14 protein-coding genes are annotated in these 16,236 nt (G+C 71.4%); 11 read left to right on the top strand and 3 right to left on the bottom strand.

Going from position 1 to position 16,236, the window contains the following annotated elements; all coding sequences use genetic code 11:
* Positions 1 to 91: 91 nt before the first annotated feature.
* Both CK206_RS02875 and CK206_RS02880 read right to left on the bottom strand, forming a co-directional pair.
* The gene (locus tag CK206_RS02875; RefSeq protein WP_341254086.1) at positions 92 to 862 is read right to left on the bottom strand and encodes a thioesterase family protein; all 771 of its coding nucleotides are present in this window, start codon (positions 860 to 862) and stop codon (positions 92 to 94) included.
* A complete protein-coding gene (locus CK206_RS02880; RefSeq protein ID WP_067714445.1) occupies positions 859 to 1,770 on the bottom strand; it encodes a RecB family exonuclease in 912 nt (303 codons plus the stop codon). The genes CK206_RS02875 and CK206_RS02880 overlap by 4 nt, the downstream gene beginning before the upstream one ends.
* Before the next feature lie 59 nt (positions 1,771 to 1,829).
* Between CK206_RS02880 and CK206_RS02885 the strand changes: the two genes are divergently transcribed.
* From CK206_RS02885 to CK206_RS02930, 10 genes are all read left to right on the top strand, one after another.
* A complete protein-coding gene (locus CK206_RS02885) occupies positions 1,830 to 2,669 on the top strand; it encodes a tRNA (adenine-N1)-methyltransferase (protein WP_096905485.1) in 840 nt (279 codons plus the stop codon).
* Between the two features lie 97 nt (positions 2,670 to 2,766).
* A complete protein-coding gene (gene arc / locus CK206_RS02890; protein WP_096905486.1) occupies positions 2,767 to 4,467 on the top strand; it encodes a proteasome ATPase in 1,701 nt (566 codons plus the stop codon).
* Positions 4,464 to 5,981: a depupylase/deamidase Dop gene (gene dop, locus CK206_RS02895; RefSeq protein ID WP_096905487.1), complete on the top strand. Its 1,518-nt coding sequence runs from the start codon at positions 4,464 to 4,466 to the stop codon at positions 5,979 to 5,981. Before arc ends, dop begins: the two co-directional genes overlap by 4 nt.
* 60 nt (positions 5,982 to 6,041) lie before the next feature.
* Positions 6,042 to 6,218, top strand: coding sequence for a ubiquitin-like protein Pup (locus CK206_RS02900; RefSeq protein WP_096905488.1), 177 nt, complete (start codon positions 6,042 to 6,044; stop codon positions 6,216 to 6,218).
* Between the two features lie 6 nt (positions 6,219 to 6,224).
* Positions 6,225 to 7,631, top strand: coding sequence for a Pup--protein ligase (gene pafA, locus CK206_RS02905; protein WP_096905489.1), 1,407 nt, complete (start codon positions 6,225 to 6,227; stop codon positions 7,629 to 7,631).
* Positions 7,632 to 7,642: 11 nt separating this feature from the next.
* Positions 7,643 to 8,611: a YafY family protein gene (locus tag CK206_RS02910; protein ID WP_067714466.1), complete on the top strand. Its 969-nt coding sequence runs from the start codon at positions 7,643 to 7,645 to the stop codon at positions 8,609 to 8,611.
* Complete coding sequence (locus CK206_RS02915; protein WP_067714469.1) at positions 8,608 to 9,576, top strand: YafY family protein; 969 nt, start codon at positions 8,608 to 8,610, stop codon at positions 9,574 to 9,576. The genes CK206_RS02910 and CK206_RS02915 overlap by 4 nt, the downstream gene beginning before the upstream one ends.
* Positions 9,577 to 9,684: 108 nt before the next feature.
* Positions 9,685 to 10,107, top strand: a complete 423-nt coding sequence (gene tatA, locus CK206_RS02920; RefSeq protein ID WP_096905490.1) for a Sec-independent protein translocase subunit TatA — start codon at positions 9,685 to 9,687, stop codon at positions 10,105 to 10,107.
* A gap of 12 nt (positions 10,108 to 10,119) precedes the next feature.
* A complete protein-coding gene (gene tatC, locus CK206_RS02925) occupies positions 10,120 to 11,181 on the top strand; it encodes a twin-arginine translocase subunit TatC (RefSeq protein ID WP_067714475.1) in 1,062 nt (353 codons plus the stop codon).
* A complete protein-coding gene (locus CK206_RS02930) occupies positions 11,165 to 13,825 on the top strand; it encodes an RNA helicase (protein WP_096905491.1) in 2,661 nt (886 codons plus the stop codon). The genes tatC and CK206_RS02930 overlap by 17 nt, the downstream gene beginning before the upstream one ends.
* 51 nt (positions 13,826 to 13,876) lie before the next feature.
* On the opposite strand, the gene CK206_RS02935 is transcribed toward CK206_RS02930, so the two are convergent.
* Entirely contained in the window at positions 13,877 to 14,806 is a 930-nt protein-coding gene (locus tag CK206_RS02935; RefSeq protein ID WP_096905492.1) for a 5'-3' exonuclease H3TH domain-containing protein, read from the bottom strand.
* A gap of 93 nt (positions 14,807 to 14,899) precedes the next feature.
* Here CK206_RS02935 and CK206_RS02940 point away from each other — a divergent pair, with 93 nt between their 5' ends.
* The gene (locus CK206_RS02940) at positions 14,900 to 16,006 is read left to right on the top strand and encodes a Xaa-Pro peptidase family protein (RefSeq protein ID WP_096905493.1); all 1,107 of its coding nucleotides are present in this window, start codon (positions 14,900 to 14,902) and stop codon (positions 16,004 to 16,006) included.
* The last annotated feature ends 230 nt before the right edge of the window (positions 16,007 to 16,236 follow it).

The following is a 16,236-nucleotide window of genomic DNA, read 5'->3' on the forward strand; positions in this document are numbered from 1 at the left end:
ATCCGCTACCCTCCCTTCGAATCCGCTACCCGCACAGGGGTAGCGGATCCGAAGTCGGAGTAGCGGATCCCTGGGCAGGGACCGCGCCCGATCAGACCCGCTCGACCAGCAAGGCCTGCAGGGTGTGTCCGATCGCACCGACCTCGTCGAAGAGCGTTCCGGTGGTCGCGCCCACCCCGTCGGGACCGATCGAGGCCCGCGCTGTCACCCCGATCCACTGCCCGACGGGCCGGCGGTGCAGGTGCGTGACCACGTCGGTGTTGAGGAATCGCCACTCGTGGGGCTCGAGGACCGCTCCGACACCGTTGGCGATGTCCGCCACGCACATCACGTGTTCGGCGGGGGTCGTCTCCTCACCTGCCACCAGCGGCAGGGTGGGCCGCGCCCACACCGTGCCGTCCTCGGCACCCCGGATCTCGAGAGAGTCGATGTAACCGCTGGTCCAGCGGTTGAAGAACTCACTGTTGTGATCAGCTCCCGGCAACTCGCGGGGCTGATCCAGCGTCTGCTCGACCTCCGCGGTGTCGCTGACGAGCATCCGCCACGCACTCGCCCGGGCGACGATCCGTCCCCGCGCCTCGAGCTCGGACTCGACCAGCTGGATCCGCCGGCCAGGTCGGGTCACGCGCGCCCGCGTCCGCAACTCGCCCAGGGGCACCGGACCCAGCAGGTCGACCGCCACCCGCGCGATCCGCGTCTCCTCGGACGGGTCCAGCCGATCCATGGCCCGGGTGAGGAGGGCAGAGGGCGGGGCCCCGTGTTGCAGGTCGGGGCCCCAGGCGCTCACGGTGTGCGGCGTCGCTCGGAAGACCTCCCAGCCGTCGTCGGTACCCAGCGGCTCGAAGTAGGCCTCCGTCATCATGTTCTCCTCGGTTCTCCCTGACCTGACAGCAGACTGTCCGTCCCGGCTGGTACCACCCGCGTCCCGGGCCACCCCGGGTACTCCGGCGGGGTACCGCCGTACGCCGGACACAGCGCCTGATGATTGCACCAGTCGCACAGGCGGGACGTACGGGGGCGGAAGTCCCCCGTCTCCCCGGCCCGCTCGATCTCCGACCAGAGCGAGTCGAGGGACGCCTCGGTCTCACCGAGGGACGCATGATCCGGGGTGAGGGTGAGCCAGCTGCCGTTCTTGAGGTAGATGAGTTTGAGCTGCGCGGGGAGCACCCCGTGGACGCGGTGGTACATCAGGGCGTAGAAGCGCATCTGGAACATCGCCTGGTGCTGGTACCGCGGGTTCGGGGGTTTGCCGGTCTTGTAGTCGACGACCCTGACCTCGCCGGTCGGCGCCACGTCGACCCGGTCGAGGTAGCCGTGGAGCGGGGTCCCCGACTGAGTGGCCGTGAGCAGGTACTGCTCGCACGAGGCGGGGGAGAAGCGCTGCGGGTCCTCGACGCCGTAGAGGGCCGAGACCAGGCCCGCGACCTCGGCCTCGAACCCGGGGCGTTCGGCCACAGGTACCACGTCGGCGCCGTCCTCCGCCGCGTAGAAGTTCTCGACGGCGGCGGGGACGAGGTCCGCGGCGCGCTGCGGTGCCCGGTCGGACTGCTCGAGGCCGTAGAGCTCCTCGAGCACCGAGTGGACGACGGTGCCCGTCACCTGGGCGCGCGTCTTGGGTTCCGGGATCCGGTCGATGGTGCGCAGGCGGTACAGCAGCGGGCACTGCCGGAAGTCCGCCGCGCGCGAGGCGGACAGGGCGAGGGGCTTGCGTTCCGGCAGGGGTACGTCGCCCGCTGCCGGGATGCCGCCGATTTCCAGGGGATCCGTCACACCTGGCAGGGTAGACAACCGGTCGGACAACCGGCCCGTATGTCCCCCCTGGAGGTCCTGTGCAGCGATCCGGTCCGTTCGTCGTGGGCGACCGCGTCCAACTCACCGACACCAAGGGGCGCAAGTACACGGTCGTCCTCGTCGAGGGCGCCGAGTTCTTCACCCACCACGGGGCCGTCCGCCACGACGACCTGATCGGTGCGCCGGAGGGGTCGATCGTCACCTCGACCAAGGACTCCCACTACCTCGCGCTCCGGCCGCTCCTCACCGACTACGTGCTGTCCATGCCGCGCGGCGCCCAGGTGATCTACCCCAAGGACGCCGCGCAGATCGTGCACGAGGGTGACGTGTTCCCCGGCGCCCGGGTGTTGGAGGCCGGTGCCGGTTCCGGTGCGCTGACCTGCTCACTGCTCCGGGCCGTGGGCCCCGAGGGTCGGGTGTTCTCCTACGAGATCCGTGAGGACCACGCCGAGCACGCCGAGCACAACGTCCGCACGTTCTACGGCGAGCACCCCGAGAACTGGGACCTGCGCGTCGCGGACCTGGCCGAGACCTCCGTGGAGGCGCTGGGGGGCCAGGTCGACCGCGTGGTGCTGGACATGCTCGCGCCCTGGGAGTGCCTGCCCACGGTGAGCGACGTGTTGGTGCCCGGCGGGGTGCTGGTCGCCTACGTGGCCACCACGACCCAGCTGTCGGACGTCGTGGAGGCCCTGCGGCGTCAGCAGTGCTGGACCGAGCCCCGGGCGTGGGAGTCGATCAACCGCGGCTGGCACGTGGTCGGCCTGGCCGTGCGTCCGGAGCACCGCATGCAGGGCCACACGGCGTTCCTCGTGACCGCCCGCCGGCTCGCCGAGGGCGTGACCACCCTCAAGCCCAAGCGGCGCAGCGGAAAGGGCTGACCGGCGGACTCGCAGGGACCTGCGCCCGCGTCCGCCGATAGGGTGGAGGGGACGACGACGAGGTGACTCGTCGACGACCAGGAGGGCAGGTGATCGCGTGACCGAGGGACGTTCCCCGGCCGGCGACGGGCAGGACCGGGTCGCCATCGACCGGGCCGAGCTCGCACGGCTGCGGAAGGCCGTGGACGAGGGGGCCCGCTCGGACCGCGAGAAGGCGATCAAGATCGACGCCCTCGGCGCCCGCAACGTCCGGCTCGCGGACCTGCTCAGGGACTCGCGCGACCAGCTCGAGGCGCTCAAGGGTGAGGTCGAACGACTCGGCACCCCGCCCAGCACCTACGGCGTCGTACTGGCCCGACCCTCCGGCCCGGACTCCGTGGAGGTCATGGCCGCGGGTAGGCGGATGCGCCTCGCGATCGCCCCGGGGGTGGACGCCGCCGAGCTGACCGCCGGTACGACGGTGCGTCTCAACGAGGCCATGACCGTGCTCGAGGTCTCCGGGGAGCTGCCCGTCACGGGCGTCACCGCCGTGTTCCGCGACGTACTCGCCGACGGCGTCCGCGCCCGCGTCGTGATGGGCAACGACGAGGAGCACATCGTCGTGCTGGCCACCGCCCTGCGGGGCGGTCGGACCGCCGAGCACCCCGCCCCGGTCCGTCCGGGCGACGCGGTGCTGGTCGACCCCAAGGCGGGCGTGGCGTATGAGGTCGTGCCCAAGGCCGAGGTCGACGAGCTCCTGCTCGAGGAGATCCCGATGGTGGAGTACTCCGACATCGGTGGACTCGGACCGCAGATCGAGCAGATCCGCGACGCCATCGAGCTGCCCTTCATCCACCACGACCTCTACCGCGAGTTCCACCTGGCCCCACCCAAGGGCGTCCTGCTCTACGGGCCCCCCGGCTGCGGCAAGACCCTCATCGCCAAGGCCGTCGCGCACTCGTTGGCCCGCGCGTCGGCGGTCTCCCGGGGCGACGACGTCTCCGACGGTCGCTATCCCAACTCGTACTTCCTGTCCATCAAGGGCCCGGAACTGCTCAACAAGTACGTCGGCGAGACCGAGCGGCACATCCGCTCCATCTTCGAGCGGGCGCGTGAGAAGGCGACCGAGGGCAACCCGGTCATCGTGTTCTTCGACGAGATGGACTCGATCTTCCGCACCCGCGGTTCCGGTGTCTCCTCGGACATGGAGACCACGATCGTGCCCCAGCTGCTCGCGGAGATCGACGGCGTGGAGGACCTGCGCAACGTCATCGTGATCGGCGCCTCCAACCGCGAGGACATGATCGACCCGGCCATCCTGCGCCCCGGCCGGCTCGACCTGAAGATCCGCATCGACCGGCCCGACCGCGACGCCGCGACCGATATCCTGGCGAAATACATCACCCCCGACCTGCGCTTCGACCCGGAGGAGGTCGGGGACGCGGACGAGCAGACGCACGTGGCGGACCTCATCGACCGGATCGTCGACAGGCTCTACACGCGCGACGCGTCCACCACGTACGTGCACCTGGTGTACGCCTCGGGCCGCCGATCCTCCCTGTACCTGGCCGACCTCACCTCCGGGGCGATGCTGCGCAACATCGTGGACCGGGCCAAGAAGCTGGCGATCAAGGACATCGTCCACGGCACCGGGCAGGGCCTGACCACAGACGACTTCCTCGACGCTGTCGACGCCGAGTTCGCCGAGAGCGCGGACCTGCCCAACACCTCCAACCCGCAGGAATGGGCGCGGCTGACCGGTGTCCGCGGTGAGCGCGTCGTCGACGTCTCCATCCCCAACAAGGGCGTGGACCAGTGACCCCTCCCGTTCGGAACGCGTCGGGTGAGGTCGGGCGAGGCCGGATCATCGGCACCGAGATCGAGTTCGGCATCGTCGCGGTCGGGCAGCCCCTGCTCAGCTCGGTGGTCACCTCCACCCAGGTGATCAAGGCCTACACCGACCCCGGGGAGTCCGCCGGCGGCGCCGACGAGACCCGCTGGGACTACGAGTCGGAATCGCCCCTGCGCGACGCCCGCGGTTTCGACCTGGGAGCCGTGCGCGCCTACGACCCCGGCGAGTTCGGGGTGACCAATCGGGTGCTGACCAACGGCGCGCGCTTCTACGTCGACCACGCGCACCCCGAGTACTCCGCGCCGGAGGTCGACTCCCCGCGCGACGCGGTGATCTGGGACAAGGCCGGCGAGCTCGTCATGCACCGCGCCGGGGTCGAGTCCTCGGCGACCGAGGGCAGCGCCGAACTCAAGCTGTACAAGAACAACGTCGACGGCAAGGGCGCCTCGTACGGCGCGCACGAGAACTACCTCGTCCGCCGCGACGTCGACTTCGACGCCCTGACCCTGAGCCTGGCACCGCACCTGCTGTCCCGGCAGGTGTTCTGCGGCGCCGGACGCGTGGGGATCGGGCAGTCCGGCGAGACGGCCGGCTTCCAGCTCTCCCAGCGCGCCGACTACATCGAGGTGCTCACCGGGCTCGAGACGACCCTGCGTCGCGGGATCATCAACACCCGCGACGAGCCGCACGCGTCCGACGAGACGTGGCGCCGACTGCACGTGATCATCGGCGACGCGAACATGTCCGAACTGGCGACGTACCTCAAGATCGGCACCACGTGCCTGGTCCTGGACGCCATCGAGGAGGGCGTGGACTTCTCCGATCTCCTGCCCGTCGACCCAGTGGAGGCGGTGCACGTCATCAGTCACGACACGTCGCTGACCGCCACGGTGCCGCTGCCCGACGGCCGCGCACTGACCGGGATCGGTCTCCAACGCGAGATCCTGGACCGGGTCGCCGACCTCATCGGCGACGGCGCCGGCCGACCGGACTGGGCCACCGAGGTCCTCGCCGAATGGCGGGAGATCCTCGACGCCCTCGAGCAGAACCCCATGTCGTGCGCCGACCGCCTGGACTGGCCCGCCAAGCTGCGCCTGCTCGAGGGATTCCGCGCCCGCGACGCACTGGACTGGGACCACGCACGGCTCGCGCTCATCGACTTCCAGTACCACGACATCGATCCGGAACGCGGCCTCTACAACCGTCTGGTGGCGAAGGGCGCGATGCGCCGACTGACCACCCCAGACGAGGTCGAGGCCGCCGTCACGACCCCGCCCGCCCGGACGCGGGCCTGGGCCAGGGGGCGCTTCCTCGCGGAACTCGGAGACAGCATCCACTCCGCCGGATGGGACCTCGTCGTCGTCGTCGACTCACGCGGCCACCAGCGCCACGTCGACCTCACCGACCCGTACACCGGGACCCGGGAGTACTGCGAGGCGCACCCGGACTTCCTCACCACCGACGGACCGTCACCGTGGTGACCGCACCGACCCACACCTCCACCTCCGACCACCGAACCTCCCACCGCTAAGGAGCAGTCCATGTCCCGGATCCAGAAGAACGCCGGCGGCCCCGCCGACGGTGACGACGAGGCCGGCCAGGTCGCCAAGGCCGCCGACACCACCTCCGCCGACTCGCTGCTCGACGAGATCGACGACATCCTCGAGACCAACGCCGAGGAGTTCGTGAAGTCCTACGTCCAGAAGGGCGGGCAGTAGACCGCCATGATCCGTCGCATCGTCGGGATCGAGACGGAGTTCGGGATCACCAGCGTCGGCGGTGACGGCGCGCGGTCCCTCGGCGCCGACGAGATCGCCCGCTACTTCTTCCGGCCCGTCGTGCAGCGGTGGCGCAGCTCCAACGTCTTCCTGGAGAACGGCTCCCGCCTCTACCTCGACGTGGGCTCCCACCCCGAGTACGCGACCGCCGAATGCGACGGCCTGCGCCAGCTCGTCGCGCACGACAGGGCGGGGGAGCGGATCGTCGACGACCTCGCCCTGCAGGCCGAGCAGGCACTCGCCGCCGAGGGGATCGACGTCAACGTCTATCTGTTCAAGAACAACACCGACTCGGTGGGCAACTCCTACGGGTGCCACGAGAACTACCTGCTCGACCGTGCCACCCAGGTCCGCAGCATCGCCACCACACTGTTGCCGTTCCTCGTGAGCCGGCAGCTCCTCTGCGGCGCCGGCAAGATCCTGCCCGGCACCCCGGCGGGCGTGGGCCTCGGCGAGACGGAGGAACCGACGTTCTGCTTCTCCCAGCGCGCCGAACACATGTGGGACGGCGTCTCGTCCGCCACCACCCGGTCGCGACCGCTCATCAACACCCGCGACGAGCCGCACGCCGACTCGACCCGGTTCCGGCGCATGCACGTGATCGTGGGCGACTCCAACATGATCGAGACCACCACGCTGCTCAAGATCGCCAGCACCCGGCTCGTGCTGGAGATGCTCGAGGCGGGCGTCGAGCTGCGCCCGATGGCGGTGGCGCACCCGGTGCGGGCCATCCGGGAGATCAGCCGCGACCTCACCGGCACGCGGCCCGTCGCGATGACCGACGGCACCACCATGACGGCGCTGGAGATCCAGCGGGAGTTCCTCGCCGCGGTCCACCGCTACCTCGACAGCGGCGGCTGGGAGCGCGACGACCGCCCCGACATCGAGCGGTGCGTGGCCCTGTGGGAGCGGGTCCTCGACGCCGTCGAGTCCGGGGACCACGAGTCGATCGCCGCCGACATCGACTGGGCCGCCAAACTGCGGCTCATCCGGCAGGTGCAGGCGAAGACCGGCGCCGACCTCGACCACCCGAGGCTGTCCCAGATCGACCTGACCTACCACGACGTGCGGCCCGGACGCGGGCTGCACTCGGTCCTCGAACGCCGCGGGCTCGTCTCCCGCGTCGTGGACGACACCGAGGTGGAGCGGGCCCGCACCGTCGCGCCCGAGACCACCCGCGCCGCGCTGCGTGGCAGGTTCATCACGGCCGCCCGGGACGCCGAGCGCGACTTCACCGTGGACTGGGTACACCTCAAGGTCTCCGACGGCACCCTGCCCACCGTCGCGCTGACGGACCCGTTCGCCCACGAGGACCCGCGTGTCGACGAACTCGTCGCCGCGCTCGGACGATAGCGTCTCCAGGCGTGCCCACCTCGAAGTCCCAACGTCTGGTCAACCTCGTGATCTGTCTGAGGTCGACCAACGCGTTCTTGTCGGCGGGGGAGATCCGCAGGATGGTCCAGGGGTACGACGACGCCGAGAACGACGCCGCCTACCTGCGGATGTTCGAGCGGGACAAGCGGGAACTGCGCGACGCCGGGGTCCCGCTCGAACAGGGCGCCTCGCTGGCCCCCGGATCGCCGGCCGGGTACCGCATCCCCGCCCACGGGTACGAGCTGCCCGACATCACCCTCACGCCCCAGCAGGCCGGCGTGCTCGCCGTCGCGGCCGAGGTGTGGCGCGAGGGGGAGCGGGCCGCGCGCGCCGACGGGGCGCTGGCCAAACTCACCGCCGCGGGGATCGAGCCCGCGCACGACGCCGGCGCGACCGTGTCCGTGACCGACCCGGCCGAGCTGGCGACCGCCGCCCTGGTCGCCGAGGCGATCGCCGAGGGATCCACGGTCACGTTCTCGCACACCCCCGCGGGCGCCGCCGACCCCACCTCCCGGCGGGTCGAGCCCTGGTGGACCGGATCCCGCCACGGCCACTGGTACCTCGTCGGTCACGATCTCGACCGTGGCGAACCCCGGACGTTCCGGCTCGTCCGCATCTCCGACGTCCGGCTCGGGCGCGCCGCCCGGACCGTCCCCGTCCCGCCGACCGAGCAGGTCCTCGCGTTGCTGGACGGCGCCGTCTCCCGGCTCAACCCCCTGGTGGAGGCCACGGTCTGGGCCGCCGACGGCAGAGCCGCCGAGCTGCGCGCCATGGCCCGGTCCCAGAGCCCCGCCCGGCGATTCGGCAGGGACGGGGTCGACCTCGAGGTCGCCGCGCCGCTCGGTGAACTGTCCGCGCTCGTGGCCGCCCAGGGTGCCGACGCCGTGGCCCTGCGCCCGGCCGAGCTCCGCGTCCGGGTCGTGACGATCCTCACCGCCGCCGAGGAGGCCGCCCGATGAGCGCCCGCGCCGTCCCGCTGGCCACGTTGCTCAGCGTGGTCCCGTACTTCCACACCCGGGGCGCCGTCCCCGTGGCCGACGCGGCCCGCGACCTCGGGTTGACCGAGAAGCAACTCCGGGCCGCCCTGTGGCAACTGTGGTCCTGCGGTCTGCCCGGGTACGGCCCCGGTGACCTGATCGACCTCGCCTTCTCCTCCGAGGACCTCGACGACGCCGATCTCGTGGAGGTGACCTTCACCGCCGGGATCGACCGCCCGGTCCGCCTGACCGCCGCGGAGGCGGTCACGCTCGAGACCGGGCTGGCGGTGTTCCTCGACCAGCCGGAGGTGATCGACCAGGGCGCGCTGCGCGACCTGCTGTCGACGCTCCGGACCGCCACCGGCGCCGACGTGCACGCCGGGGGGCTCGACGCCCGACGCGAGACGGCCGACTCGGACGCGGACGTCGTGCGCACGGCCGTCCACGACGGTCGGGCGCTGCGCTTCGTCTACCACTCGGCCAGCTCCGACACCTCCACCACCCGGGTCGTGGACCCCGCACGCCTGTCCGTCGCCGACGGCCATTCCTACGTCCACGGGGTGGACCGTGAGTCGGGTCAGTGGCGGACGTTCCGCACCGACCGGATGAGCGGGGTCGAGGAGGTGGGGCCGCGCCGCGCGCTGGGACCCCGACCCCAGGACGACGGCGAGGGCGACGTCCGCCTGGAGTCCGCCCGTGTCCCCGCCGCCGCGGCCTGGTTCCTCGACGAGTTCCGATTCCACAGCGTGGTCCGCCGCCCGGACGGCGACCTGGACGTGGAGATCGCCTACCACGACCGGGCGTGGCTCCTGCGCTTCCTGCTCGGTCACGCGGACGTCGTGCGGGCCGCCGATCCCGAACTGTCCGCCGAGGTGGCGCGCCGCGCCGTCGAGGGGCTGGAGGCGTACTCGGCGGAGCCGGGGGAGACCTCCGTGACGGATTCGTGAAATCTCGGTAAATAACCAGGTAGCAGCCGGTTTCGGGGAGCGCTCGGGTGACGCCGCCCGGTGTGGGTGCGCTAGCATGGGCACGTTGTCAGACAAACGGAGGTTGACATGGGTGCGTTGAGCATCTGGCACTGGCTCATCGTCCTCGCGGTGGTGCTCCTGCTGTTCGGTTCGAAGAAGCTCCCGGACGCCGCCCGCGGCCTCGGACGGTCGATGCGCATCTTCAAGTCCGAGATCAAGGAGATGCAGAACGACGACAAGCCGGTCGAGGACCCCGCGCCGCAGGCTCTCACCCAGGCGCAGCCGAACGCCGCCCAGTACGCGCAGCCGCAGGCACAGCAGTCCGCCCAGCCCCAGCCGCAGCAGTACCAGCCGCAGGCACCCCAGCAGTACCAACCGGCGGGGCAGCCGAATGCCCAGGGGCAGGGTTACCCGCAGGCACCCCAGCAGCCGTACCAACCACAGGGGCAGCAGCAGTACACCGACCCCACCGCCCCGTACCACGGCGGTCAGGGTCAGCAGGGGCAGTAGGCCGACCCCTCCATGACGCAGACCGACACCGCGGACACCGGCGCCACCCGCAAGGGTGGCGCCGGTCGCCTGCTGACCAGACGCCGCCGCAGGCCCCGCAACCCGGACGGCACCATGCCGTTGATCGAGCACATCTACGAGCTCCGCAACCGCGTGCTCATCGCGATGGCGGCGATCATCGTGACGTTGGGCTTCGGATTCTGGTGGTACGGCAGCGGCTTCTTCGGCATCCCGTCGTTGGGCGGGATCCTCACCGGCCCCTACTGCGACATCCCCCCGGGGGCGCGCCTGCAGCTCGGTGACGACGGCGACGAGTGTCGCCTGCTCGCCACCGGACCGTTCGAGCAGTTCATGCTCCGCCTCAAGGTGTCCGCCACCGCCGGCATCGTGTTGGCCAGCCCGGTCTGGCTGTACCAGCTGTGGGCGTTCATCACGCCCGGCCTGCACAAGAACGAGAAGCGCTACGGGGTCGTCTTCACCATCCTGGCCGCGGTGCTGTTCATCGGCGGCGCGGTGCTCGCCTACGTCGTGATCGTCCACGCGTTGGAGTTCCTGCTCTCGATCGGCGACAACGTCCAGACCACCGCGTTGTCCGGCACGCAGTACTTCACGTTCCTCATCCAGCTCATCCTCATCTTCGGCGTGAGCTTCGAGATCCCACTCCTGCTCGCGATGCTCAACGTCGCCGGGGTCGTGAGCTACGAGGTTCTCGCCAAGTCGCGCCGCGGGATCATCATGGGCATCTTCGTCTTCGCGGCCGTGGCCTCGCCCGGCCAGGACCCGTTCTCGATGCTCGCCCTCGCACTGGCGGTGACCATCCTCGTCGAGGGCGCGATCCAGTTCGCCCGCCTGCATGACAAGCGCAAGAACAAGTCCCGCGCCGACTGGCTCGAGGTCGACGACGAATCCGCCTCGCCCCTCGGCCCCGCCGACGACCTCGGCGGATCCGGCCCACTCGAGCGGCCCGCCCCTCTGACCACCCCGGCCCCGGACACCGGCACCCGAACGCCCGGCGACACCCGACCGCTCCAGGCCCCGGCCGGTGGCGGTTCACTCTATGACGACATCACCTGACCGTCCCCGGACCGATCACCTGCTCGAGGACTTCCTCACCGGGGAGGGGTTCTCGCCTGACCCCTTCCAACTGGAGGCGTTCTCCGCCCTCGACGCGGGACGCAACCTGCTCGTCTCGGCGCCCACCGGGTCCGGCAAGACCCTCGTCGGCGAATACGCGGCTCACCGGGCGCTCGCCGGGGGAGGGCGCTGCTTCTACACCACCCCGATCAAGGCGCTGAGCAACCAGAAGTTCCGGCAGTTCCGCACGCGCTTCGGCCCCGAGAACGTGGGGCTGCTCACCGGCGACCACTCGATCGACGCGGACGCGCCCATCGTGGTGATGACCACCGAGGTCCTGCGGAACATGATCTACAGCGGCTCGTCGGCGCTCCACGACCTGGACTGCGTGGTGATGGACGAGATCCACTACCTCGGGGACCGCTCGAGGGGCGTCGTGTGGGAGGAGATCATCCTCACGCTCGATCCGGCCGTCCGCCTGGTCGGGCTGTCCGCCACCCTGAGCAACACCGACGAGCTGGGCGACTGGATCACCGAGATCCGTGGCGACACCGCGGTGGTGCTGTCCGAGCACCGTCCCGTGCCGCTGGCCCACATGCTCTACACCGATGGGGACCTGATCCCCATCCGGGCCGCTGCCGACCAGCGCAGACGGTCCCGGAGCGGCTACCACGAGGAGCGGGTCACGGCCCGGCCCCGAGCGCAGTGGGCCAGACGCCAGGACGTCATCGAGAAGCTCGACGACGAGCGACTCCTGCCGGCCATCTACTTCGTGTTCTCCCGGGCGGGGTGCGACGGCGCGGTCGCTCAGATGCGTCGCGCCCGCCTCCGGCTCACCACCGGGGAGGAGGCCCGGCGTATCGCCTCACACGTGGACGCCGCCTGCGCCGAGGTCCCACAACACGACCTCGACGCCCTCGATTTCACCTCGTTCCGCGCCGGGCTGGTCAACGGGCTCGCCGCCCATCACGCCGGGATGCTCCCGCTCTTCCGCACCATCGTGGAGGAGCTGTTCTCCGCAGGGCTGATCAAGGTCGTGTTCGCGACCGAGACCCTGGCGCTGGGCATCCACATGCCGGCTCGCGCGGTGGTGCTGGAGAAGACGACCAAGTTCAACGGCGACACCCACGCGATGCTCACCTCCGCGGAGTACTCACAGATCACGGGCCGGGCCGGCAGACGGGGCATCGACACCAAGGGCACGGCAGTCGTGCTCGACCAGCCGGACCTCGACCTGGACGCCCTGTCCGCGCTCGTCGACACCCCGCGGTTCCCATTGCACAGTGCCTTCGCTCCCGACTATTCGATGGCGGTCAACCTCGTCGAGCAGCTCGGCGTCGAGGAGGCCACCATCCTGATCGGCCGGTCGTTCGCCCAGTTCCAGACCGACCGCACCCTGGTGTCCCGGTCCCGCGCCATCGAGCGCCGGTCCGATGAGCGCGACCGCATGCGGGCGTCGCTCGAGGAGGCCGGGGGAGACGAGGACCTCGACGAGTACATGGGGTTGCGCGCCGAGCTCAGCCGTCTCGAACGCAAGGCCGAGAAGTCGAACCGGGACGACCGGCTGGCGTCCGTGCGCGCGGCCATGCTCAAGCAGACCGCCGGCTCCGTGATCACCGTGGGCCGCAAACGATTCGGCATGGTGGCGACCGTGCTGCAGGTCCGGACCGACATCCAGTCCGACCCCGCGCTGCTCTGTCTCACCGACACCGGGTGGACCGGCTGGTTACGCCAGAACGACTTCGCCTCGCCCCCGATCCCCGTGGGTCGGGTCGACCTGCCCAAGGGCCGCCGCAAGCTCGACGGGCGCGCCAAGCGGGCTCTGGTCCAGCGGATGGAGCACCTGCGGGGCAAGGCGAAGGGTCGGATGAAGAACGCCGGCGGTAAGCCGGTCCGCAAGGACCCGCGGATCGCCGCGGCGCGCCGGGCACTCCGGCAGCACCCGCTGCACGAGGACCCCCGGATGGACAAGCTCGCCCGCCTCCACGAGCGCTGGGCCCACGCCGACGCCGACGTGGCCGCGCTCACCGCCGAGGTCGACGCCGACGCCGATTCGCTGGCCCGCCGCTTCCGCCGCATCGTCGACCTGCTCCGGCACCTCGGTTATCTCGAGAAGGTGGACGGCGTACTCCGTGCCACCGACGCCGGGCGGCTCCTGGCCGGGGTACACACCGAGCAGGACCTGTTCGTCGCCGAATGCCTGCGGCGGGGAGTGTGGCGCGGGCTCGATGCCGCCGGCCTCGCGGCGGTCGTCACCACGGTCGTGGCCCACCCGCGGACGGACTCCGCGGTCCGCGAACCCTCCGACGACACCCTGCGCGCCGCCCTCGCCGAGACGGAGCGGGTGGCCGGTGACGTCGCCGAGATCGAACGCGCGCACCGCCTGCCCACCACCCCGGACCTGGACGCCGGCCTCGCGCCCGTGATGCACCACTGGGTCTCCGGCGGGGCGCTGGCCTCGATCCTCGCCGCCTCGTGGCAGGAGGGCGTCGAACTCACCGCCGGCGACTTCGTCCGCTCCGCCCGCCTCGTGGTGGACGTCCTCGCCCAGGTCGGTCAGGTCGCCGAACCGGAGCTCGCCCGCACCGCCCGGTCCGCCGTGGGGTCACTGCGCCGCGGTGTGGTGCTCGACCACATGGCCTGAGCCGACGCGGGCGAGCGGCGACGGGAACGGGGCGACGGGCGCCTGCCCGGCTCAGACCGCGTCGAGCCCCTCGGTCGCCTCGACGAGCCGGCCGATCGCGCGGGCCTGCCCGGTCGATTCGCCCAGCGCCTCGAGGCGGTCGGAATCCACGGCGCCACGGCGTCCGTCGACGTCGCCCTCGAACTGTACGTCGAACGCGCGGCCGCCCAGGCGGACGACCCCGCGCGCGGCGGAGAGGTAGTCGGCCCCCTCGGTGATCGCCGTGCGCTGGCGGGCGGTGAGCGCCGACCCCGGATCGCCGGCGGCGGCGACGATGCCGTCGAGGTCGCCGTATTCGCGCAGCAGGGCCGCGGCGGTCTTCGCACCGACCCCCGCCACGCCGGGCAACCCGTCCGACGCGTCGCCGACCAGCACCGCGTAGTCCGCGTACACGCGGGCGTCGTCACCAGCGGGCAGATCGAAGCGCTCCGCCACGACCTCCGGGGTGTACGCCAGACGCTTCTTCATCCCCGCTCCCACGTACACCACGGTGGTGCTCGCCGATGCCAGCTGGAACAGGTCGCGGTCGCCCGTCACGACCAGCACCTCGCGATCCCGGGCGGCCAGCGCGGCCAGCACGTCGTCGGCTTCCGCGTCCTCCGCCCACGCCTGGGCGATGCCCGCCGCCCCGAGGATTCCGCGGATCGACTCGACCTGCGGGCCCAGTGACGCGGGGGCGTCCTCCTCGCCTTCGTCACCCACGCGGTGCGCCTTGTACGAGGGCAACAACTCCACCCGCCAGTCCGGACGCCACGCGCGGTCGAGGCCGGCCACCAGGCCGGTCGGGGAGTACTCGTCCACGAGCACGGCCACCATGTCGCAGAAGCCGCGCACGGCGTTGGCGGGGGAGCCGTCCGGGCCGGTGATCTTCTCGGGCACGGAGTGGAACGCGCGGAACCACAAGCCGGCGCTGTCGAGAACCATGAGCGGGCCCTGGGACACCGCGCCTCCTTGATGTCGTCGGGTCGGGAGCGAGTACCTGCCGTCAGGCTAGTCGGCTCCGGCCCTCTGCGGCCCCGGCCTACTGTGGAGGACATGAACAGCCCCACTACGCAGATCCACTCGCACCGTCTGGCAGCCGTCCGCGATCGCGCGCGGGACCTCGGGATCGACCACGTGGTGGTGTATTCCGGCGAGGACATGTCCTACCTCACCGGTGAGCGAATGGACTCGCACGAGCGGCTCACCGCGCTGGCCGTGCCCGTGGACGGGGCTGAGCCACTGCTGGTGCTGCCGTCGCTCGAACTCACCGACGTCACCCGGCGAGCCGCCGACCGCGTGGGCGCGAGGATCCACCCGTGGGCGGACGGGACCGACGCCATCGCGCTCGTCACCGGGTCGGTCGCCGGGCGGGTGGCGGTGTCCACCGCCCTGCCGGCGTTGCACCTGGTGCCGCTCCAGGACGGGGTCGACGGCGAGGTGGTCCTCGCCTCGGAGGTGATCGACCACGTGCGGGCCGTGAAGACCGCGCACGAGGTGGGCGAGCTCGCCGAGGCCGCCCGTCGCATCGATGCAGTGCACGCCCGGATGGGGGAGTTCCTGCAGGTGGGCCGGACCGAGGCGGAGGTGGGCGAGCTCATCACCGCCGCCATCGAGGCCGAGGGGCTCACGCGCGCCGAGTTCGTGATCGTCGGCTCGGGCCCGAACGGCGCCGACCCGCACCACGGGGTGTCCGACCGGGTGGTCGAGACCGGGGACATCGTGGTGGTGGACATCGGCGGGCCGCTGCCCAGCGGCTATCACTCCGACTGCACCCGGACCTACTCGATGGGCCAGCCCTCCGCCGAGGTCGCCACGACGTACGCGGTGCTGGAGGAGGCGCAGCGCCTGGCACGCGAGTCCGTCCGACCGGGGATCGCGATCGGCGAGGTCGATGCCGCCGCACGCGAGCACCTCGCCGCGGCCGGGCTCGGGGAGTTGTTCATTCACCGCACCGGGCACGGGATCGGCCTGGGACTGCACGAGCCGCCGTTCGTCGCACCCGGAGCCGATACCGTGCTGGAGGAAGGGATGACCTTCTCGGTCGAGCCCGGCGTCTACACGACCGGGTCGTGGGGCGCGCGGCTCGAGGACATCGTGGCCGTCACCGCCGATGGCCGCCGCGACCTCAACGACGGCGAGCGCGGCCTGCGCGTCCTCTAGAGTCGGCGGACGCCAGCCTGCCCGCATCCGCTCCCGCCCCTGGCGCCTCGCCCCCGCCCCTGCACGCGTCCGCCACAGCCGCCCCCGGGCATGTCGTCCGGCCTGCGCCTCGGCTCACGCGAGACGCCATGGCGGCGGGCGGCTTTGACCGAGCAGGCGAACCCGGGAGATTCCTCTGATTCCGTCCGGCAGGCCGCGGCCCGGCGCGCACCCGGCGCGCACCCGCCGAG

Source organism: Dietzia sp. WMMA184, assembly GCF_002441635.1.
Taxonomy (GTDB): Bacteria; Actinomycetota; Actinomycetes; order Mycobacteriales; family Mycobacteriaceae; genus Dietzia; species Dietzia kunjamensis.

Coding starts and splice junctions, on each gene's coding strand:
- CK206_RS02875 (WP_341254086.1), bottom strand. CDS start 862: ATGATGACGGAGGCCTACTTCGAGCCGCTGGGTACCGACGACGGCTGG.
- CK206_RS02900 (WP_096905488.1), top strand. CDS start 6,042: ATGTCCCGGATCCAGAAGAACGCCGGCGGCCCCGCCGACGGTGACGAC.
- pafA (WP_096905489.1), top strand. CDS start 6,225: ATGATCCGTCGCATCGTCGGGATCGAGACGGAGTTCGGGATCACCAGC.
- CK206_RS02915 (WP_067714469.1), top strand. CDS start 8,608: ATGAGCGCCCGCGCCGTCCCGCTGGCCACGTTGCTCAGCGTGGTCCCG.
- tatA (WP_096905490.1), top strand. CDS start 9,685: ATGGGTGCGTTGAGCATCTGGCACTGGCTCATCGTCCTCGCGGTGGTG.
- tatC (WP_067714475.1), top strand. CDS start 10,120: ATGACGCAGACCGACACCGCGGACACCGGCGCCACCCGCAAGGGTGGC.
- CK206_RS02930 (WP_096905491.1), top strand. CDS start 11,165: ATGACGACATCACCTGACCGTCCCCGGACCGATCACCTGCTCGAGGAC.
- CK206_RS02940 (WP_096905493.1), top strand. CDS start 14,900: ATGAACAGCCCCACTACGCAGATCCACTCGCACCGTCTGGCAGCCGTC.